Raw genomic sequence first — 20,907 nt, forward strand, 5'->3', positions numbered from 1 at the left:
CGGACACGACAGCAGAAGACGAGGAGCCCGGTATGGACGCACGCGCCGCAGCCGCCACCATGACGCAGCACGCGACCGACGCGCTCGCCCGCACCGACCTGGACGTGGTCGTCGACGGGCTGTCCGTGCAGGAGGCCGGTCGCCGTCGCCTCGTCCGGGTGCTGCTGGCCAGGGACGTCTCCGGGCTGGCACCGGACGACCACACCTCACCCGTGGAGCCGCTGAGCCTGGACGAGGTCTCCGCGGCGACGCAGAGCGTGTCGGCGGCCGTGGACGCCTCCGGGGTCATGGGGGAGCGCTCCTACACCCTCGAGGTCAGCTCCTCCGGGCTGGACCGGCCGCTCACCGAATTCTCGCAGTTCCGTCGCAACGTGGGACGTCTGCTCAAGGTGACCCGCACCGACGGGAGCACCCTCACCGGCCGCCTGCAGGAGGCCGGGCCCGATCATCTGAGGATCGCCGACCACGACCCGGTGCCGTTGTCCGAGGTGGCCAAGGCGCTGGTCCAGGTCGAGTTCACCAGCCCCGACCCAAAGGAGTCCTGATGGATATCGACATGACGGCGCTGCGGATGCTCGAGCGGGAGCGCGAGATCCCCATGGACGTGATCGTCGAGGCCATCGAGCAGGCCCTGCTCTCGGCATACCAGCGCGTCGACGGCCACGCCCGGCACGCCAGGGTCGAGCTCGACCGCAAGAGCGGGCACGTCACCGTGTGGGCCCGGGAGGACCCCGAGGTGCTCGAGGACGGGAGGCAGGGGGAGCCGGGGCCGGAGTACGACGACACCCCCGAGGGCTTCGGTCGGGTGGCCGCGGCCACCGGGCGCCAGGTCATCGCCCAGCGGATGCGCGACCTCGAGGACGACGCCGTGCTCGGTGACTTCCGGGGTCGCGAGGGCGACATCGTCTCGGGGATCATCCAGCAGTCCAACGACCCCCGCCGGGTCCTGGTCGACTTCGGGACGATCGAGGGCGAGCTGCCCGTCTCCGAGCAGGTGCCGGGTGAGAGCTACGAGCACGGCGCCCGGCTGCGCTGCTTCGTCGTCAGCGCCAAGCGGGGGCTGCGCGGCCCCCAGGTCACCCTGTCCCGGACCCACCCCAACCTCGTCCGCCGGCTGTTCGCGCTCGAGGTGCCGGAGATCGCCGACGGGACGGTGCAGATCCAGGCCGTGGCCCGCGAGGCCGGCCACCGGACCAAGATCGCCGTCAGCTCGACCGTGCCGGGGGTCAACGCCAAGGGCGCCTGCATCGGTCCGATGGGGCAGCGCGTGCGCGCGGTCATGGCCGAGCTGCAGGGCGAGAAGATCGACATCGTGGACTACGACGACGACCCGGCGCAGTTCGTGGCTGCCGCGCTCTCGCCGGCGCGCGTGTCGTCGTCCACCATCGTGGACGGCCGGACCAAGCAGGTGCGGGTCGTCGTCCCCGACTACCAGCTCTCCCTGGCCATCGGCCGGGAAGGGCAGAACGCCCGCCTCGCCAACCGGCTGACGGGGTGGAAGATCGACATCCGGGCCGACACCGAGGAGCAGGTCGAGCGCGGGGCCGAGGCGCCGGCGACCGACGCCGGCGTGTAGAGTGAAGGGTCGGAGCGGAGTCGTCTCCACCTCGCAGGACGTGCAACCCGTGCGTACCTGCGTGGGGTGTCGGAGCCGCTGCGAACAGACCGCGTTGCTGCGGTTCGTCGCACGAGCGGACGATGCCGGCCCACAATGGCGGGTGATCCTCGACGAGCGACGGCGGCTCCCGGGTCGTGGTGCCTATGTCCACCCCGATCCGGAGTGCCTGGAGGCGGCGATCACCCGTCGCGCCCTCCTCCGCGCCCTGCGCCTCACGGTGCCCGGCGAGGTGGACCTGGGCGACGTGCGATCTCTGCAGGCGCAGCAGCACGGATGACAGCACCACCTGGGCCACCCGGCCCGGGGAGAGACACCAGAGGCGGGTCCGACCGGACCTGTCATCGAGGACACCGGAAGCGGGTTTGACGCTGATGAGCACCCGATGAGTACTCAGCGATGAGCACCCACCAGCAGTAGTCACGACCGCCCCTGAGCGGGTCACGGTCGTGGCGCCAACACCGAGGAGACACCACACCGTGCCAAAGCTCAGGGTTTACGAGCTCGCCAAGGAGCTCGGGGTCGAGAGCAAGGAGCTGCTCGCCCACCTGAAGGACCAGGGAGAGTTCGTGAGGTCGGCATCGTCGACCATCGAGCCCCCGGTCGTCCGCAAGATCCGGGAGAACCCCCCGGCCACCGCCGACACGGCGGACAAGGCCAGCAGCAAGGCCAAGGCCGAGGAGAAGAAGGCTCCCTCCCCGACGCCGAAGAAGTCGGCCGCGCCCAAGCCGGGCCCGGCCCCCACCGCCACCACCACCGAGGCGGCCACCCCGGCGCCGCCCACCCCGCAGACCTCCGCCCCGGAGGCGCCCGAGGAGGTGGCGGAGCGGCCGACGCCGTCCGCCCCGACCCCGGCGCCGCCGACCCCGTCCGCCCCGGCGGCACGGGAGGAGAAGCCCCGGTCGCCGCGACCGGGCGCCAAGCCGGGCCCGCGGCCCGGCAACAACCCCTTCAGCTCCAACCAGGGCATGGGGCAGTCCCGTGACCGCCGTGGCGGGGGGTCCGGTGACCGCTCGGGGACGCCGCGCCCCGGCAACAACCCGTTCGCGACCAGCCAGGGTATGCCGCGACCCGGCGGCAGCCGGGGCGCCGAGCGTCCCGGTGGACGCCAGGGCACCGGCGCCGCCGGCCCGCGCCCGGGCGCTCCGCGCCCGAACCCCGGCATGATGCCCGCCCAGGCGGCCGTGCCGCGTCCCGGCGAGCGTCCCACCCGCGGCGGAGGCCGCGGTCGCCCGGGTGGCGGCCCCGGCGGCCCGCCCGGTGGCGGCTTCCGCGGCCCGGGCGGGGGTCGTGGCGGCGGCCCGCGCGGTCGCGGCGGCACCCAGGGTGCCTTCGGCCGAGGCGGCGGGAAGGTCCGCGGTCGCAAGTCCAAGCGGGCCAAGCGCCAGGAGTTCGAGCAGATGCAGGCGCCGACCATCGGTGGCGTCAGCATCCCCCGCGGCAACGGGGCCACCGTGACCGTGCGTCGCGGCGCCTCGCTCACCGACTTCGCCGACAAGATCAACGTCGACCCGGCGTCGCTGGTGACGGTGCTGTTCCACCTCGGTGAGATGGCGACCGCCACCCAGTCGCTGGACGAGGACACCTTCGGCGTGCTCGGCGAGGAGCTGGACTACAAGATCCGCGTCGTGTCCCCCGAGGAGGAGGAGCGCGAGCTGCTCAGCTCCTTCAACATCGACCTCGAGGCCGAGGCGGACGCCGAGTCCGACGAGGACCTCGAGGCGCGCCCGCCGGTCGTCACCGTCATGGGTCACGTGGACCACGGCAAGACCCGGCTGCTGGACGCCATCCGGCAGGCGGACGTGACCGCGGACGAGGCCGGCGGCATCACCCAGCACATCGGCGCATACCAGGTGCACACCGAGCACGAGGGCGAGGAGCGCGCGATCACCTTCATCGACACTCCGGGTCACGAGGCCTTCACGGCCATGCGTGCCCGCGGTGCCAAGGTGACCGACATCGCCATCCTCGTCGTCGCCGCCGACGACGGCGTCATGCCGCAGACCATCGAGGCGCTCAACCACGCCCAGGCGGCGGACGTGCCGATCGTGGTCGCGGTCAACAAGATCGACGTCGACGGTGCGGACGCGGCCAAGGTCCGCGGCCAGCTCACCGAGTACAACCTCATCGCGGAGGAGTACGGCGGCGAGACGATGTTCGTCGACGTCTCGGCGAAGAACCAGCTCAACATCGAGGACCTGCTCGACGCCGTGCTCCTGACGGCCGACGCGGCCCTGGACCTGCGGGCCAACCCGGACAAGGACGCGCGCGGTGTCGCCATCGAGGCCAACCTCGACAAGGGACGCGGTGCGGTCGCGACCGTCCTCGTCCAGCAGGGCACCCTGCGGGTCGGCGACGCCATCGTCTCCGGCGGCAGCCACGGCCGCGTGCGCGCCATGCTCGACGAGCACGGCAACAACGTCGAGGAGGCCACCCCGTCGCGTCCGGTGCAGGTGCTGGGCATGGACACGGTGGCCCGGGCCGGCGACACCTTCGTCGTCGCGCCGGACGACCGCACGGCCCGGCAGATCGCCGAGAAGCGCGAGGCTGCCGACCGGCAGGCCGCGCTGGCCAAGTCGCGCAAGCGGATCAGCCTGGAGGACCTCAACCAGGCCCTCGCGCAGGGCAAGGTCGAGACCCTCAACCTCATCCTCAAGGGCGACGTGTCGGGTTCGGTGGAGGCGCTGGAGGACGCGCTGCTGCAGATCGACGTCGGCGACGAGGTCGACCTGCGGATCATCGACCGTGGCGTCGGCGCGATCACGATGAACAACATCAACCTCGCCGTCGCCTCGGACGCGGTCATCCTCGGCTTCAACGTCCGCGCGGAGGGGCAGAACGCCGACTACGCGGACAAGGAAGGCGTGGAGATCCGCTACTACTCGGTGATCTACCAGGCCATCGAGGACATCGAGAACGCCCTCAAGGGCATGCTCAAGCCGGAGTACGAGGAGGTCGAGACGGGCACCGCGGAGATCCGCGAGGTCTTCCGCAGCTCCAAGTTCGGCAACGTCGCCGGCTGCATGGTCAGGAGCGGCGAGATGCGGCGTGGCGCCAAGGCGCGCATCACCCGCGACGGTGTCGTCATCACCGAGGGCCTGCAGATCGCCGGTCTGCGGCGCTTCAAGGACGACGTCACCGAGGTCCGCGAGGGCTTCGAGTGCGGTGTCAACCTGGGGTCGTTCAACGACATCCAGAGCGATGACCTCATCACCACCTACGAGATGCGCGAGATCCCGCGCACCTGACCCAGGTGGACCGGCGCGGGTCGGACCCCGCACGGGGGTCGGCCCGCGCCCAGCGTCAGCACACGTCGAGGAGGAGTCATGGTCGACCAGGCGCGCGCCCGCCGCATCGCCGAGCGCACCAAGCAGTTGGTCACCCAGGGCCTGTCCCAGGTGGTCAAGGACGAGAGGGTCGGGTTCGTCACGATCACCGACGTCCGGGTGACGGGCGACCTGCAGCACGCGAGCGTGTTCTACACCGTGCTGGGCAGCGACACGGACCGGGAGACGGCCGCCGAGATCCTGGAGGCATACCGGGGCCGCCTGCGCTCCTTCGTGGGCAAGGGGCTCGGGATCCGGCTCACACCCACCCTGGAGTTCATCCTCGACGCCCTGCCCGAGGACGCGCAGCACATGGACGACCTGCTGCGCCGGGTCGCCGCGCGCGACGCGGAGCTCGCCGCGGGCCGGTCCTCCTCGGGGTATGCAGGTGAGGCCGACCCCTACCGCAAGCCACGGACCGACGAGACCGAGGCCGAGGACGACGCACCGGGCGTGGCCGACCCGCGATGAGCGGTGGGCCGCAGCCCCCGGTGGGGGACGGGCTGCTCGTCGTCGACAAGCCGGCCGGGTGGACCAGCCACGACGTGGTCGCCCGGGGACGTCGGTTGTGCCGGACCCGGAAGGTCGGGCACGCCGGCACCCTCGACCCGATGGCGACGGGTGTGCTGGTCCTCGGTGTCGGGCGCGGGACCAAGCTGCTGACCTTCCTCGTCGGCCACGACAAGGCCTACGAGGCCACGATCCGGCTGGGGGAGAGCACGGTCACCGACGACGCCGAGGGCGAGGTCCTGACGCGCACCGACGCCGGTGACCTCGGTGAGCAGGATGTCGCCGACGCGGTGCAGGCTCTCACCGGGGACCTCGAGCAGGTTCCCAGCTCGGTCAGCGCAATCAAGGTCGACGGCGTCCGCTCCTACGCCCGGGTCCGGTCGGGCCAGGACGTCGCGCTCTCCGCCCGGCCCGTCACCGTCAGCAGCTTCGAGGTGCTGACGAGGCGCACCTCGGGGACGCACCTGGACCTGGACGTGCGGGTCGAGGTCTCCTCCGGCACCTACGTACGTGCCCTGGCCCGCGACCTCGGTGCGGCGCTGGGCGTGGGCGGTCACCTCACCGCCCTGCGGCGGACGCGGGTCGGCGGCCTGGGCCTGGACCGGGCCACGTCGCTGGCCACCGTGGAGGCCGAGGGTGCGGACGCCCACCTCCTCCCGCTGGCCGACGCGGCCCGGGTCTGCCTGCCCACGCGCGAGCTGGACGAGCCGGAGGCGCGCGCCCTCGGCTACGGGCAGCGGGTCGCCTCGGCGCGGCCGGGGCGCACCGAGCCCGTCGCCGCCTTCGGGCCGGACGGCGTCCTCGTCGCCGTGCTCGACGAGAGCGCGGAGCAGGCGCGCGCCCACGTGGTCCTCGCCCCCGCGGGCGAGAGCTAGAGTGACGCCCGTGCATCGCTGGACCCGCCTGGAGGACGTGCCGGCCGAGCTCGGCCCGACCGTGGCCACGCTCGGCAACTTCGACGGTGTCCACCAGGGCCACCGCGCCGTGCTGGAGACCGTGACCGACCTCGCCCGCGAGCGCGGGCTCGCCTCGGTGGCGGTCACCTTCGACCCGCACCCGGTCGCGGTGCTCCACCCCGAGCGCGCCCCGCAGGAGATCGCCAGCCTGGAGCACCGGCTCGACCTGCTGGAGGAGGCGGGGCTCGACGGCGTGGTCGTCATCGAGTTCACCGCGGAGTACGCCCGGCTCTCGCCCGAGGACTTCGTCGTCGAGACCTTCGTCGACGGGCTGCGCGCCGAGGTCGTGGTCGTCGGCCAGGACACGCGCTTCGGGCTGCACAACTCCGGGGACGTCGGCACGATGCGCACCCTGGGGGAGCTGCACGGCTTCGACGTGGTCGTCCAGGACACGGCCGGCGGGCTGGACGGGGGGCTGCGCACCTGGTCCTCGACCGTTCTGCGGCAGGCGCTCGCCGACGGCGACATGGCCACGGCCAACGCGATCCTCGACCGTCCCCACCGTGTGTCGGGGGAGGTCGTGCACGGTCACCACCGGGGTCGCGAGCTCGGCTACCCGACCGCCAACCTCGCCTTCGACGCCGTCGGCATGGTGCCGGCGGACGGGGTCTACGCCGGGTGGCTGGAGCGCCCCGACCTGCCTGACGACCACCCCGACCGGCGCCTGCCCGCGGCCATCTCGGTCGGGACCAACCCCACCTTCGACGACGTCGAGCAGCGGACCGTCGAGGCCTACGTCCTCGACCGTCTCGACCTCGACCTCTACGGCGAGGTGGTCTGGGTCGACTTCGTGCAGCGGCTGCGCGGCAACGTCCGCTTCGACTCCCTCGACGAGCTCATGGCGCAGATGGCCTCCGACGTGGACCGCAGCCGCGACCTGCTGCAGCAGGGGTAGCGCGCGGTGCGCGAGCGGTACCTGCGCACCGACTGGGCCCCCTTCGTCGCCGCGCTCGGCCTGAGCCTGGTCGGCGCGCTGCTCGTCTGGTCCGCCACGCACACCTGGGCCGGGCCGGCGCTCGCGGTCCGGCACCTGGTCAACACGGCCGTGGGCGTCGTGCTGGCCCTGGTCCTCATCGGGGTGGACGTGCGCTGGCTGCGTGCCGCGGCCCCCTGGGTCTACCTCGCCGGGCTGCTGGGGCTGGCCTCGGTCCTCACCCCGCTGGGCCAGACGGTCAACGGCTCCCGCTCCTGGCTGTTCCTGCCCGGCGGCTTCTCGCTGCAGCCGGCGGAGCTGGCCAAGATCGGGCTCGTCGTCGGCCTGGCCATGATCCTCGCCGAGGGCCGGGACCCGTATGCCCGTCCGGGCTGGCGCGACGTCCTGCCGGCGTGGCTGCTCGCCGCCGTGCCGCTGGGCCTCATCATGCTCCAGCCCGACCTGGGCAGCGCCCTGGTGCTCGGCGTCCTCACGATCGGGATGGTCGCGACCTCGGGAGCCTCGTGGCGGTGGACGGCGGCCGCGCTGGTGGGCACGGCCTCGGCCGTGGTGGCGGCGATCCGGGTGCCGTTGCTCGACCCCTACCAGGTGGACCGCCTCCTGGCCTTCCGCGACCCGGCGCTGGACCCCGAGGGCATCGGCTACCAGACGCAGCAGGCGCGGCTCGCGATCGGCTCCGGCGGCTGGTCGGGGACCGGGCTGGGGCAGGGGCCGCAGACCCAGGGCGGGTTCATCCCGTTCCAGTACACCGACTTCGTCTTCTCCGTGGCGGGTGAGGAGCTCGGGTTCCTCGGGGCGATGGGGCTGGTGCTGCTGCTGGGCTTCCTCGTGGTCCGGGGGCTGGTCGTGGCGCTGCGCTGCGAGGACCCCTTCGGCCGGCTCCTGGCGGTGGGGGTCGCCTCCTGGTTCGGTTTCCAGACCTTCCAGAACCTCGGGATGAACCTGGGGCTCATGCCGGTGACGGGGCTCCCGCTGCCCTTCCTGTCCTACGGCGGGTCCTCGATGCTGGCCTGCTGGCTGGGGATCGGCCTGCTCGCCTGCGCGAGCGGGCGCGAGCCCCGGCCCGTGTCGTCTTGGTCGGCCCCGGCGAACCTGCGAGGATGAGCACCGAGGACCAGCCGACCCGAGGAGTTGCCGTGGCCCGTCTCATCGATGAGCAGCCAGACCTGTCCGTGATCGAGAACCGCGCTCCCAGCGTGGGTCACCTCCTGCGGGAACGGGTCGCCGCGACCCCGTCCTCCGACGCCTACCTCTACCCGGACGGCGACACGTGGCCGGCGCTGACGTGGTCGCAGGCCGGCGAGCGTGCCTACGCCCTGGCGGCGGGGCTCATCGAACTCGGCGTCGATCCGGAGGAGCGGGTGGCGCTGGCCTGCTCGACCCGCATCGAGTGGGTCCTAGTCGACCTCGCGGTCATGTGCGCCGGCGCGGCCACCACCACCATCTACCCGACCACGCTGTCCGACGACGTGGCCTTCATCGTCACCGACTCCGGCAGCCGCGTCGTCGTGGCCGAGGACGCGGAGCAGGTGGCCAAGGTGCTCGAGCACCGGGACCAGCTGGGCGCCGTGCTCAAGATCGTCGTCATCGACGGTGAGGGGGACGGCGGGGACGTCATCACGCTGGCCGAGCTGGAGGAGCTCGGGCGGGCGCGGCTGGAGTCCGAGCCGGGGGTCGTCGACCAGCGGATCGACGCCCTGACCCCGGAGCACCTGGCGACCATCATCTACACCTCCGGCACGACCGGGCGCCCCAAGGGGGTGCGGCTGCCGCACTCCGCCTGGACCTACGAGGGGGCCAGCGTCGACGCCGTGCGCCTGCTCGGGCCGGACGACCTGCAGTACCTCTGGCTGCCGCTGGCGCACGTCTTCGGCAAGTGCCTGCTGACACTGCCCCTGCAGATGGGCTTCCCCACGGCGGTCGACGGCCGGGTCGACAAGATCGTCGAGAACCTCGCGGTCGTGCGGCCGACCTTCATGGGCGCCGCCCCGCGGATCTTCGAGAAGGCCTACGGCCGCATCACGACCATGATGGCCGACGAGGGCGGCGTGAAGGAGAAGCTCTTCGGCTGGGCCAGCGGGGTGGGCCGAGAGGTCGCCGAGATCCGGGCCGCCGGCGGGCAGCCGGGCGGTCTGCTCAAGGCCAAGCACGCCCTCGCCGACAAGCTCGTGCTCTCCAAGATCCGGGAGCGCTTCGGCGGACGGATCCGGTTCTTCATCTCCGGCTCGGCCGCGCTCAACCACGACATCGCCCACTGGTTCGACGCCATGGGCCTGACGATCATCGAGGGCTACGGCCTCACCGAGTCCAGCGCCGCCTCGATCGTCAACCGGCCCGAGGACGGGGTCAACAAGATCGGCACCGTCGGCTGGCCGCTGCCCGGCACCGAGGTGCGCCTGGCGGACGACGGAGAGCTGCTCATGCGCGGCCCCGGCATCATGACCGGCTACCACCAGAACGACGAGGCCACCACGGAGGCGCTGCAGGACGGGTGGCTGGCCACCGGGGACATCGCCGAGATCGACGAGGACGGCTACGTCCGCATCACCGACCGCAAGAAGGACCTCTTCAAGACCTCCGGCGGCAAGTACGTCGCGCCCTCCCGCATCGAGTCCCTCTTCAAGGGGATCTGCCCCTACGCCAGCCAGCTCATCGTCGAGGGGGACGGGCGCAACTTCGTCTCCGCCCTCATCACGCTGGACCCGGACGCCATCACCGCGTGGGCGGCCAAGAACGGCATGGCCGGCGACTCGTATGCCCAGATCGTCACCTCGGACGCGGCCCGGGAGATGGTCCAGGGCCACGTGGACCAGCTCAACGAGAAGCTGGCCCGGCACGAGCAGGTCAAGCAGTTCCACATCCTCGACCACGACCTGTCGATCGAGGACGGCGACCTCACGCCGAGCATGAAGCTCAAGCGGCGTGCGGTCACGGCGAAGTACAAGGACGAGCTGGACCGCTTCTACACCGGCTGACGCTCACCCGGCGACCAGGGGCATACCCCCGGTCAGACGCCGTGCACGGTGCCGACGAGCTCGCGGTAGCGGGCGCGGACCTCCTGGGCCGCGGACGAGGGGCGTGCCTCGAGTCGCTGGGCGGTGCCGGCCCGCCAGGGCGGCAGGTCCCCGTCTCGCAGCGTCGAGGCCGCCTGCCGGGCCGCGCCGAGCGCGACGTACTCCCCGGCCTCGGGGACCACCACGGGCACCCCGAGCAGGTCGGCGGCCACCTCGCGCACCGCGCGCGAGGCGACGGCGCCTCCGATGAGGTGCACCTGCTCGACCGCGACGCCCTCGCGCCGCAGCGAGTCGACACCGGCCCCGACGCCCAGCACCATGCCCTCGACCATGGCGCGCGCCAGGTTGGCCGGGGTGAGGTTGTCCCGCGTGATCCCGGACAACGTGCCGGTTGCGTCGGGGAGGTTGGGCGTGCGCTCGCCGTCGAGGTAGGGGAGCAGGGTGAGCCCCTCGGCACCCAGCGGTGCCTGCAGCGCGAGCTCGGCCAGCCCGGCGAGATCGGTCTGCAGCACCGTGGACGCCGCGGTCAGCACCCGGGCCGCGTTGAGCGTGCAGACCAGGGGGAGGAAGGCCCCGGACGCGTCGGCGTAGGAGGCCACCTCGCCCGAGGCGTCGGCGCTGGGCGAGTCGTGGACGGAGAAGGCGGTGCCGCTCGTGCCCAGCGACATCACCACGTCGCCGGGGGAGACCCCGAGGCCGAGCGCTGCCGCCGCGTTGTCGCCGGTGCCCGGGCCGAGCAGCATCCCGCCGGAGCCCCGGGCGAGGCGGCCCGCGGCCTCGTGCGGTCCGAGCACCCGCGGGAGACCGAGGTCGCCCCCGCCCGTGGCCAGGCGCACCAGGTCGTGGTCGTAGTCGTCGGTGGCGGCGCTGAAGTAGCCGGTCCCGGACGCGTCCCCGCGGTCGGTGGTCCAGCCCCGCACCTCGCCGCCGGGGCGACGCAGGATCTGGCCGGTCAGCCAGTCGTGGGGGAGCACGCAGGTCGCGGCGCGCCGCAGGCTCTCCGGCTCGTGCTCGGCCACCCACCGCAGCTTGCTGGCCGTGATCGCCGCCAGGGGCACGACGCCGATCCGGTCGGCCCACGCCTGGGGACCCCCGAGCTCGTCCACGAGCTGGCGCGCCGCGTCCGCCGACCGGGTGTCGTTCCACAGCAGCGCCGGGCGGACCACCTCGTCCTGCTCGTCCAGGAGGACCATGCCGTGCTGCTGCCCACCGACGGCGAGCGCCTGCACCCCCTCGAGCAGGTCACCGGAGGTGGCCTCCTGGAAGGCGGACCACCAGTGCTCGGGGTCGACCTCGGTTCCGTTCGGGTGGCTCCCGCGTCCCTCACGGACGATCTCGCCGGTGTCCGCGTCGCAGACGACGACCTTGCAAGACTGGGTCGAGGTGTCGACCCCGGCGACCAGCGTGGCATCAGCTCCAGTCATGACCCTCTAGCGTGGCGCGGGCGCCCACGTCGTGCAACTGCTGCAGGAAATGGGTGTAGGCCTTCGTGAAGGCCTCCTGCTCGCGCAGGTCGCCGAAGAAGGTCTCGTCCTCGAGGAAGGCCAGCGGCTCCTCCCGCTGCCGGGCCGCGGCCGCCATGACCCGGTCCTTGTACCGGTCGACGACCTCGATGGGCTCGCCCTGCTCGTCCTCACCCTCGGCATACCGGGCCCAGGAGGCCACCACGAGGGCCGAGCGCTCGATCTGGCCGCCGTGCTCGAGGTTGTGCCGGATGACGGGCACCAGCCACTTGGGTATGCGGTCGCTGCTCTCCGCGCACAGCCGCGCCAGGGTGTCGCGCACCTCGGGGTTGGCGAAGCGCTCGACGAGGGTCTGCCGGTAGTCGGCGAGGTCGACGTCCGGCACCTCCGGCAGGGTGGGGGTCCCCTCCTTCTCCATGTAGCCGAGGAGGAAGTCGACGAAGAGCGGGTCCTGCGCCACCTCGTGGGCGTAGCGGTAGCCGGCGAGGTAGCCGAGGTAGCACAGGGCCTGGTGGCTGGCGTTGAGCAGCCGCAGCTTCATGAGCTCGTAGGGCTCGACGTCCTCGACCACCTGCACGCCGACCTCCTCGACCGCGGGCCGTCCGGAGGTGAAGTGGTCCTCCAGCACCCACTGGGTGAAGGGCTCGCAGACGACCGGCCAGGCGTCCTCGATGCCGAAGCGGTCGGCGAGCGCGTCGATGTCCTCCTGCGTGGTCACCGGGGTGATCCGGTCCACCATCGAGTTGGGGAACTGGACGTGCTCCTCCATCCAGCCGGCGAGCGGCTCGGCGTCGGGGCGGTTCCCGTCCTGCATCCGGGCGAAGGAGGTCAGCATCTTGCCCGCGACGTCGCCGTTGCCGGGCAGGTTGTCGCAGGACATCACCGTGAACGGCTCGGTGCCCGCCTCGCGACGGCGGCGCAGGGCCTCGGTGATGAAGCCGAAGGCGCTGCGCGGTGCGTCACCGGGGGAGGAGGCGATGTCCTCCTGGAGGGCCTCGTCGGCGGGGTCGAACTCGCCGGTGACCTGGTTGACGTGGTAGCCGCCCTCGGTGATCGTCAGGCTGACGATGCGCACCTGCTCCTCGGTCAGCTGGGCGAGGACCGCCTCCGGGTCGTCCGGCGCGAAGAGGTATGCCGACATCGCACCCAGGACGCGGGGCTCGAGCCGGCCGTCGGGGTGCTTGACCACGAGCGTGAACAGGCAGTCCTGCGCGGCCATGGCGTCGCGCATACGCGCGTCCCCGGGCATGGTGCCGACCCCGACGATCGACCAGTCCAGGCCCTGCTCGGGCTGCTCGCCCATGAGCGTGTCGAGGTACATCGCCTGGTGCGCGCGATGGAACCCGCCGACGCCGAAGTGCACGATGCCGGGACGCAGCCGTCTCCGGTCGTAGCGGGGCCGCCCCACCTTCTCCGGCAGGCCCGGCAGGGTGTCGTCGCTGAGGGTGATCTGTTCCGTGCTCACTTGACTGCTCCCATGGACAGACCCTGCACCAGCTTGTCCTGCGCCGCAAAGCCGGCCGCCAACACCGGCAGCGAGACGACGAAGGACGCGGCGCAGACCTTGGCCAGGAAGAGCCCCTGGCTGGTGACGAAGCTGGTGAGGAAGACCGGTGCCGTGCTGGCGACGGTGCTGGTGAGCACCCGGGCGAGGAGGAGCTCGTTCCAGCTGAAGATGAAGCAGATGAGCGCGGCCGAGGCGATGCCCGGCATGACGACGGGTGCGACCACCTGCCGCAGCGTCGTCAGCAGGCTGGCGCCGTCCACCTGGGCCGCCTCGAGCATCTCCACCGGGACCTCGGCGAGGAACGACTGCAGCATCCAGACCGCGATGGGCATGTTCATCGAGGTGTAGAGGATGATGAGCAGCCAGATGTTGTCGAGCAGGTTGGTCGCCTGGGCGAAGAGGTAGATCGGCAGGATGCCGGCCACGATGGGGAGCATCTTGGTCGAGAGGAAGAAGAAGAGGACGTCGGTCCACTTCTTCACCGGGCGGATCGACAGCGCGTAGGCGGCCGGGAAGGCCAGCAGGATGACCAGCGCGGTGGACACCAGGCTCGCCGTCATCGAGTTGAGCAGCGGGGGCCAGGGCCCGGCCTCGAAGAAGGTCCGGTAGCCCTCCAGGCTGATCGGGGCGAAGAGCTCCGGCGGGTTGCTCGCGGCGTCGGTCTCGGCGCGGAAGGAGACCAGCACCATCCAGAGCACCGGGAAGAAGAAGAGCAGGCCCACCACCCACGCCAGGACGGTGAGGAAGACCCCTCGCCGGGGCGGCTTGGGCTGCCGGTAGGTGCGGCCGCCGACCGTGGTGGTCGTGGTGCCGGTCGTGGCCGTCGTCTGCGTGCTCATCGGCCCTCCTCCTTGAAGATCGCGAAGGCCGTCCGCAGCGCGAACATCGCGACGATGAGGGTGCCCAGCACCGTCACCACGCCCGCGGCTGAGGCCCGACCGTAGTCCTGGGCGGTGTAGAAGGTCTGGTAGATGAAGTAGGGCAGGTTGGCGGTGCCGGTGGCACCGGCGGTGATGGTGAAGACGTGGTCGAAGTTCTGGACCACGTAGATCGTCCCCAGCAGCGTGCTCAGCTCGATGTACTGGCGCAGGTGGGGCAGCGTCATGCTGGTGAAGATGCGGAACTCGGAGGCACCGTCGATGCGGGCGGCCTCGACCACGTCCAGCGGCCGGCTCTGCAGCCCGGCCAGCAGGATGAGCATCATGAAGGGCGTCCACTGCCACACGAGCGCGGCGACCAGGGCGGGCAGGGGCATGGAGCCGACCCAGTCCGGCTGCGGGGCGTTCTCGCCCAGGACCAGGGTCAGCAGGCCGTTGAACAGGCCGTACTCCGGGTTGTAGAGCGCGTGCTTCCACAGCAGGGCGGCCGCGACCGGCACCACCAGGAAGGGAGCGATCATCATCGTGCGGACGATGCCCTGCCCGCGGAACTTGCGGTCCAGCAGCAGCGCGATGGCCAGCCCGAGGACCAGGCTGATGAGCACGGTGGCGACGGTGATGAGGATCGTCACGAGGACCGCCGAGCGGGCGTTGACGTCGGTGAACACCCGCGCGAAGTTGGAGAAGCCCGCGAAGCCCCGCTCGTCGGGGTAGTAGGCGTTCCAGTTCATGAACGAGATGATGATCGTGCCCAGGAAGGGCAGCTGCGTCATGACGATGACGAAGATCAGCGCCGGCAGCAGCGGGATCCGCCGCTGCCACGAGTCGGACCGGGTCCGGACGCGGCGTGCGGGCGGGGTGACGCCGGAGCGGCCCTCCTCGGGGTTGGTGCCCACCGAGGTGGTGTCGGTGCTGCTGCTCATTGCTGTGCCGCCCTCTCCTCGTAGCGCTCGGAGATGTCCTCCGCGACCCGCTGCCCGCGGTCCAGCGCCTCCTCGACGCTCATGCGGCCGGCGATGGCCGCGCTGATGTCCTGGCTCACCTGGGTCCCGAGGTCCGGGAACTCCGGTATGCCCACGAACTGGACGCCGATGGCCGGCCGGGGCTGGACCCCGGGGTTCTCCGGGTCGGCCGACTCGATCGCCTGGCGCGTGGCCTCGGCGAAGGGGCCTGCCTCGGCGAGGTACTCCTCGTTGTCGTAGGTCGAGGAGCGCTTGCCGGCCGGGACCCGGGACCAGCCGAGCTCCTCGCCGACGAGCTCCTCGTACTCCTTGCTGGAGGCCCAGGAGACGAACTCCCACGCGTTCTGCTGCTTCTCGCTGGCGTTCTGGATCGACCAGGACCAGGCGTACAGCCAGCCCGAGCTGTCGGTCTCCATGACCGGGGCCGGGGCATACCCGATCTTGCCCTGGACCGGCGAGCCGGGTGCCTCGAGGGAGCCCGCGGCCGAGGTGGCGTCGTACCACATCGCCGAGTTGCCCTGCTGCAGGTTGTTGAGGCACTCGACGAAGCCGGAGGCGGGCGCGCCGTTCTGGCCGTGCTCGCGCACCAGGTCGACGTAGAAGTTCACTGCCTCGCTGAACTCCGGGGCGTTGACCTCCGGCGTCATGTCCTCCTCGAACCAGGTGCCGCCGTAGGTGTTGACCACGGTGGTCAGCGGGGCCATGAGCTGGCCCCAGCCGGGCTGGCCCCGCAGGCAGATCCCGCTCATGCCCGGCTCGGCACCGTCGACCTCGGCGGCGATCTGCGCCACCTCGGGCCAGGTGGGCTGGTCCGGCATGGTGACGCCCTCGGCCTCGAGCACGTCCTGGCGGTACATGAGGAAGGAGGACTCGCCGTAGAAGGGGATGCCGTAGGCGACGTCGTCCACCGACAGCGAGGTGCGCATCGGCTCCAGGATGTCGTCGTAGTCGAACTCGGCGTCCTCGTCGATGAACTGGTCGAGCGGTGCCACCCAGCCGGCGCGGGCGTAGATGGGGATCTCGAAGTTGGACAGCGTGGCGACGTCGTACTGGCCGGCCTGGCTGGTGAACTCCTGGCTGATCTTGTCGCGCACGTCGTTCTCCGGCAGCACCGTGAAGTTGACGCTGATGCCCGTCTCGGCGGTGAAGTGCTCCGCCGTGAGGCTCTGCAGGTCGACCATCTGAGGGTTGTTGACCATGAGGACGTCGATGGAGTCGGGACCGCCCCCGCCGACGCCCCCACCTCCCCATCCAGCACATCCGCCGGCGACCAGCGCCGTGCTGGTGGTGGCGAGGATCACCAGTGATCTCGCCGTCCTGGTGTGTCTGGGCAAAACCGAGCCTCCGCTTTCTGGATGCTCATCAGAGCGCACGGTTGCGCACATATGAGTATGCTCAGTGAAACCGTCGGCGACCCGGTTGTCAAGGACATGGACGTCGACGCTCGGAGCCGCGACAATGGGCGGGCTCAGGAGCCACAGGTCGTGGCCGACTCAGGGAGGTACGGGTGCCGGTGCGAGACGAGCAGGACCTCGTCCTGGCGGTGGCCGTGGCACGGCGGCACTACGAGCAGAACCAGGCCAAGACGGAGATCGCCGAGGCGCTCGGGATCAGCCGGTTCAAGGTCGCCCGGCTGCTGGACCTGGCGCACGAGGCGGGGGTCGTGCGGATCGAGATCGTCGAGCCCGTCGCCGACGGGGGCCTGGCGCGCGACCTGGAGCAGGCCTTCGACCTGCGGTGCTGCAGCGTCGTCCCCATGCCCTCCTCCGCCCCCGAGGTTCGGTCCGAGGTGGGCCGGGCCGCCGCGCGGCTGCTCGGTCGGACGTTGCAGCCCGGTGACGTCCTCGGCCTGCCGTGGAGCCGGTCGGTCTACGACATGGTCGATGCGCTCGAGACGCTGCCGCAGGTGCCCATCGTGCAGCTCAGCGGCGCGCTGGCCGGCGTCCGGGAGGACTCCAGCGCCGTCGACCTGGTGCGTCGCGCGGGCCGGATCGCCGGAGGGGGTCGGCAGGTCTTCTTCGCGCCGCTCGTCATGCCGGACGCCGCGGCGGCGCAGGCGGTGCGGCGCGACCCCGCGGTGCGGGACACCCTCGCCGCGGCGGACCAGGTGACGGTCGCGATGGTCGGCGTGGGTGCGTGGGAGGCCGGACAGTCGACGATCCACGACGCGGTCGACGCGGAGTGCCGGGAGCGGGTCCGCGAGGTCGGCGTCGTGGGCGAGTCGGTCGGGGCCTGCTTCGACGGCCGGGGCAGGTTGGTGAGCACCTGCCTGTCGGACCGGCTGATCGCGCTGTCGCCGGACCAGCTGCGGGCCATCGACACGGTCATCGCCGTGTCCTACGGCCAGGGCAAGGTCGAGGCGCTGCGCGCCGCCATGACGGGCGACCTCGTCAACGGCCTCGTCACGACCCAGGACACGGCCCAGGCACTCCTGGCCTGAGGCCGACATCCGGCGCGACCTGCCTGCCCGATTTCGACCGTGCAGATGTTCGCCATGGCGACGATTCCAGCGGGTCGACGGCGCGGGGCGAGGTCGGGTGCGGCTCCGCTCCCGGCGGGGTGGGTATGGCCCTGCGGGCCGGCGCCGGCAGCCGCAGGGTCACGCCGACGTGGACCGCGGCGACCGCCAGGCTGACCCCGCCGACCAGGGCGTAGCCGCCCAGCCGGTGCAGCGGCGCGGCCGCCGCGATCGCGCCGGCCATGACCACTAGGGCGACGCTCTCCGCGCGGGCCTTGACGAGGGCATACCGGGCGGCCTCACCCCGCGCCGACAGCTGCTCGAAGAGGTAGGCCTCCCAGGTGCCCGAGTGCATGGCGTCCGAGCAGGACCACAGGACGAAGCCGAGCAGGAAGCCCCAGAAGCTCGGCCACAGCATCCAGGTCGCGAAGGCGGCGACGTAGACGAGGCCGGAGGCGACGAGCAGCCTCCGCCGGTCCAGGAGGTCGGCCCACGCGCCGGAGGGGATCTCCAGGACGAAGGCGCTCAGCGACCAGACGGCGAGCAGCACCGAGATCTGGGTGGTGCTCAGCCCCCGGTCGGCGAAGAGCAGCGCGTAGACGCCGAAGAGCGGGATCGCCTCGTGCGTGGCACGGTAGGCGATCGCCAGCCGGGTGAACGAGGCTCAACCCTCGCCGGTGGGGAAGGACGCTCGACTCATGCGGACCAGCCTAGTCCCGTCCCGACCGAACGGGCCGGGGCAGCACGGTGAGGATGGGTGCGGGTGCACCGATCCTCCCCGGGGTAGGGCGTTTCCGCGGCGGGTATGCCTGCGGCTGCACCGATCCTCCCCGGGGAAGGGGGGTCGCGCGGTGAGGATGGGTGCGGCTGCACCGATCCTCCCCGGGGAAGGGGAGGTGGGTCGCCTCAGCCGATCTTGCGCGCCCGGATGACACCGTCGATCGCGAGGATCGAGTCCTTGAGCTCGTCCTGCACCTCGCCCTCGACGTCGACGAGCGTGTAGGCGACCTCGCCCTTGGACTTGTTGGTGAACTCCGCGACGTTGAGCCCGGCCTCCGCGAGGGCGGCGGTGATCTGGCCGATCATGTTGGGCTTGTTCTCGTTGAAGATCCCCAGGCGCGTCGTGCCCGGCGTGCGGGCCATGACGACCTCGGGGAAGTTGACCGAGTTGCGGATGTTGCCGTTGAGCAGGTAGTCCGAGAGCTGGTCGGCCGCCATGACCGCGCAATTGTCCTCGGCCTCGCCCGTGGACGCGCCGAGGTGCGGGAGGGCGATGACCTTCGGGTGCACCGAGCCGGCCTCGGAGGGGAAGTCGTTGACGTAGGCGTGCAGGTGCCCCGAGTCGAGCGCCTCGATGACCGCCTGCTCGTCCACGACGCCGCCACGGGCGAAGTTGAGCACGACCCCGCCGGGCGCCATCGAGGCGATCCGGTCGGCGTCCACGAGGCCCTTGGTCGCCTCGATGAGCGGCACGTGCAGCGTGATCATGTTGCTCCGGGCGAAGAGCTCCTCGACGCTGGTCACCTGCTCCACGTTGGGGGAGAGCTGCCAGGCGCGCTCGACCGTGATGGCCGGGTCGTAGCCGAGGACCTTGAGCCCGAGGGACTGCGCCGCGTTGGCGACGAGCACGCCGATCGCTCCGAGCCCGATGACCCCGAGGGTCTTGCCGGGGAGCTCGTAGCCCGCGAACTGCTTCTTGCCCGCCTCGACCTGCTTGTCCAGGTCGCCGCCGGAGAGCGCCTGGTCGGCGACGAGCCCGCGGGTGTAGTCAGCCGCGTGGTAGAGGTTGCGGGCCGCCAGCAGCATGCCGGCGATGACCAGCTCCTTGACCGCGTTGGCGTTGGCGCCCGGCGTGTTGAAGACCGGTATGCCGCGCGCCCCCAGGTCGTCCACCGGGATGTTGTTGGTGCCCGCCCCGGCGCGGGCGACGGCATACAGCGAGTCGGGGATCGGGGCCGAGTGCAGGTCCGCAGAGCGCAGCAGGATGCCCCGCGGCTCGGCGATGTCGGTGCCGAGGTCGAAGACGTCCCGGTCGAGCCGCTGCAGGCCGACGGGGGAGATCGCGTTGAGGGTCTGGATCGGGTAGGTCTGCGTCATGGGAGTGGTGCTCTCAGCCGTTCTGCTGCTCGAAGTCGGTCATGAAGTCGACGAGGGCCTGGACGCCCTCGATCGGCATGGCGTTGTAGATGCTGGCGCGCATCCCGCCCACGCTGCGGTGCCCGGACAGCCCGGACAGGCCCGCCTCGGCGGCCGCCGCCACGAAGGGCTTCTCCAGCGCAGGGTCGGGTACGAGGAAGGGCACGTTCATCCAGGAGCGGGCCCGCTCCTGCACCGGGTTGGAGTAGAAGTCGGAACGCTCGATCGCGCCGTAGAGCAGGTCGGCCTTCGCCTTGTTGCGTCGGCCCATCTCCTCGACGCCGCCCTGCTGCTCGACCCACTCCAGCACGAGGCCGACGAGGTACCACGCCAGCGTGGGCGGGGTGTTGAGCATCGAGTCGGCCGCGTCCATCGCCTTCCAGTCCAGCGCGGAGGGCACGTCGGCCCGGGCGCGGTCCAGCAGGTCGCGGCGCACGATGACCACCACGAGCCCGGCCGGACCCAGGTTCTTCTGCGCCCCCGCGTAGATCACGCCGAAGCGGGACACGTCGAGCGGCCGCGACAGGATCGTCGAGCTGGCGTCGGTGACGAGCGGGACGTCCCCGGCGTCCGGGACGTAGGGGAACTCGACCCCGCCGATCGTCTCGTTCAGCGTGTAGTGCAGGTAGGCCGCGTCGCCGGGGACCTCGAAGGAGCCCTCGTCGGGGACCGAGGCGTAGTTCGACGCCTTCTCGTCCGCGACGACCCGGACGTCGGCATACTTCTCGCCCTCGCTGATCGCCTTCTTCGACCAGGACCCGGTGTTGAGGTATGCCGCGGGCTGGCCGGGTGCGGCGAGGTTGAGCGGGACGCCGGAGAACTGCCCGGTGGCTCCGCCCTGCAGGAAGAGGACGGCGTGGTCGTCCGGCACCGAGAGCAGCGAGCGGAGGCGCTGCTCGGCCTCGGCCGCGATGGACACGAACTCGGGGCTGCGGTGGGACATCTCCATGACGGACATCCCGGAGCCGCGCCAGTCGGTCAGCTCGGACTGGGCGCGCTCGAGGACCTCGAGCGGCATGGTGGCTGGGCCGGCAGAGAAGTTGAAGACTCGCACGGGCACCTACCGTACCGTCAGGCGGCGCCGTGCCCCGCGTCGGCCCGAGCGCCGCGAGGAGGGGCCACCCGTGTGCGATACTGCATAGCGGTCG

At 71.6% G+C, this 20,907-nt stretch carries 18 protein-coding genes; 10 read left to right on the plus strand and 8 right to left on the minus strand.

The features are described 5' to 3' along the window. The first annotated feature begins 32 nt into the window (after positions 1–32). From SGUI_RS00085 to SGUI_RS00125, 9 genes are all read left to right on the plus strand, one after another. Entirely contained in the window at positions 33–545 is a 513-nt protein-coding gene (locus tag SGUI_RS00085) for a ribosome maturation factor RimP (RefSeq protein WP_202816594.1), read from the plus strand. Further along, entirely contained in the window at positions 545–1,576 is a 1,032-nt protein-coding gene (gene nusA, locus SGUI_RS00090) for a transcription termination factor NusA (protein ID WP_066634692.1), read from the plus strand. The genes SGUI_RS00085 and nusA overlap by 1 nt, the downstream gene beginning before the upstream one ends. A gap of 61 nt (positions 1,577–1,637) precedes the next feature. After that, positions 1,638–1,895 (plus strand): YlxR family protein, encoded by a 258-nt coding sequence (locus SGUI_RS00095; protein ID WP_066642411.1) that lies wholly within the window; start codon positions 1,638–1,640, stop codon positions 1,893–1,895. 199 nt (positions 1,896–2,094) lie between these two features. Further along, complete coding sequence (gene infB / locus SGUI_RS00100; RefSeq protein ID WP_066634693.1) at positions 2,095–4,863, plus strand: translation initiation factor IF-2; 2,769 nt, start codon at positions 2,095–2,097, stop codon at positions 4,861–4,863. 78 nt (positions 4,864–4,941) lie between these two features. Then, complete coding sequence (rbfA, locus tag SGUI_RS00105) at positions 4,942–5,412, plus strand: 30S ribosome-binding factor RbfA (protein ID WP_066634696.1); 471 nt, start codon at positions 4,942–4,944, stop codon at positions 5,410–5,412. Next, a complete protein-coding gene (gene truB / locus SGUI_RS00110; protein ID WP_066634699.1) occupies positions 5,409–6,326 on the plus strand; it encodes a tRNA pseudouridine(55) synthase TruB in 918 nt (305 codons plus the stop codon). The genes rbfA and truB overlap by 4 nt, the downstream gene beginning before the upstream one ends. Positions 6,327–6,336: 10 nt before the next feature. Next, positions 6,337–7,302 carry a bifunctional riboflavin kinase/FAD synthetase gene (locus SGUI_RS00115; protein ID WP_066642414.1) on the plus strand — a complete coding sequence of 322 codons (966 nt, stop codon included), beginning with the start codon at positions 6,337–6,339 and terminating at the stop codon, positions 7,300–7,302. Between the two features lie 6 nt (positions 7,303–7,308). Then, entirely contained in the window at positions 7,309–8,445 is a 1,137-nt protein-coding gene (gene rodA, locus SGUI_RS00120; RefSeq protein ID WP_066634704.1) for a rod shape-determining protein RodA, read from the plus strand. Next, positions 8,442–10,316 carry an AMP-dependent synthetase/ligase gene (locus SGUI_RS00125; RefSeq protein WP_066634709.1) on the plus strand — a complete coding sequence of 625 codons (1,875 nt, stop codon included), beginning with the start codon at positions 8,442–8,444 and terminating at the stop codon, positions 10,314–10,316. The genes rodA and SGUI_RS00125 overlap by 4 nt, the downstream gene beginning before the upstream one ends. Positions 10,317–10,348: 32 nt before the next feature. Here the strand turns inward: SGUI_RS00125 and xylB are convergent, their stop codons facing one another. Genes xylB through SGUI_RS00150 form a run of 5 tightly spaced genes read right to left on the minus strand, consistent with a single transcriptional unit; the run spans position 10,349 to position 16,364 of the window. Further along, positions 10,349–11,779 (minus strand): xylulokinase, encoded by a 1,431-nt coding sequence (gene xylB / locus SGUI_RS00130; protein ID WP_066634711.1) that lies wholly within the window; start codon positions 11,777–11,779, stop codon positions 10,349–10,351. After that, positions 11,766–13,283, minus strand: coding sequence for a mannitol dehydrogenase family protein (locus SGUI_RS00135; RefSeq protein WP_237141400.1), 1,518 nt, complete (start codon positions 13,281–13,283; stop codon positions 11,766–11,768). Before SGUI_RS00135 ends, xylB begins: the two co-directional genes overlap by 14 nt. Next, positions 13,280–14,164 (minus strand): carbohydrate ABC transporter permease, encoded by an 885-nt coding sequence (locus tag SGUI_RS00140; RefSeq protein WP_066634718.1) that lies wholly within the window; start codon positions 14,162–14,164, stop codon positions 13,280–13,282. The genes SGUI_RS00135 and SGUI_RS00140 overlap by 4 nt, the downstream gene beginning before the upstream one ends. After that, positions 14,161–15,126, minus strand: a complete 966-nt coding sequence (locus SGUI_RS00145; RefSeq protein ID WP_066634719.1) for a carbohydrate ABC transporter permease — start codon at positions 15,124–15,126, stop codon at positions 14,161–14,163. The genes SGUI_RS00140 and SGUI_RS00145 overlap by 4 nt, the downstream gene beginning before the upstream one ends. Further along, a complete protein-coding gene (locus tag SGUI_RS00150; RefSeq protein WP_335675480.1) occupies positions 15,123–16,364 on the minus strand; it encodes an ABC transporter substrate-binding protein in 1,242 nt (413 codons plus the stop codon). The genes SGUI_RS00145 and SGUI_RS00150 overlap by 4 nt, the downstream gene beginning before the upstream one ends. Positions 16,365–16,672: 308 nt before the next feature. Between SGUI_RS00150 and SGUI_RS00155 the strand changes: the two genes are divergently transcribed. After that, positions 16,673–17,605: a sugar-binding transcriptional regulator gene (locus SGUI_RS00155; RefSeq protein WP_066634722.1), complete on the plus strand. Its 933-nt coding sequence runs from the start codon at positions 16,673–16,675 to the stop codon at positions 17,603–17,605. Here the strand turns inward: SGUI_RS00155 and SGUI_RS00160 are convergent. The 3 genes from SGUI_RS00160 to serC all read right to left on the minus strand — a co-directional run bounded on the left by SGUI_RS00160 (position 17,568) and on the right by serC (position 20,819). Beyond that, positions 17,568–18,173 (minus strand): MFS transporter, encoded by a 606-nt coding sequence (locus tag SGUI_RS00160; protein WP_066634723.1) that lies wholly within the window; start codon positions 18,171–18,173, stop codon positions 17,568–17,570. The genes SGUI_RS00155 and SGUI_RS00160 overlap by 38 nt on opposite strands. 356 nt (positions 18,174–18,529) lie before the next feature. Further along, positions 18,530–19,720: a phosphoglycerate dehydrogenase gene (locus SGUI_RS00165; protein WP_066634724.1), complete on the minus strand. Its 1,191-nt coding sequence runs from the start codon at positions 19,718–19,720 to the stop codon at positions 18,530–18,532. Between the two features lie 13 nt (positions 19,721–19,733). Beyond that, a complete protein-coding gene (gene serC / locus SGUI_RS00170) occupies positions 19,734–20,819 on the minus strand; it encodes a 3-phosphoserine/phosphohydroxythreonine transaminase (RefSeq protein WP_237141402.1) in 1,086 nt (361 codons plus the stop codon). Positions 20,820–20,907: the final 88 nt, after the last annotated feature.

Origin of the sequence: Serinicoccus hydrothermalis (assembly GCF_001685415.1) — a bacterium.
GTDB lineage: Bacteria > Actinomycetota > Actinomycetes > Actinomycetales > Dermatophilaceae > Ornithinicoccus > Ornithinicoccus hydrothermalis.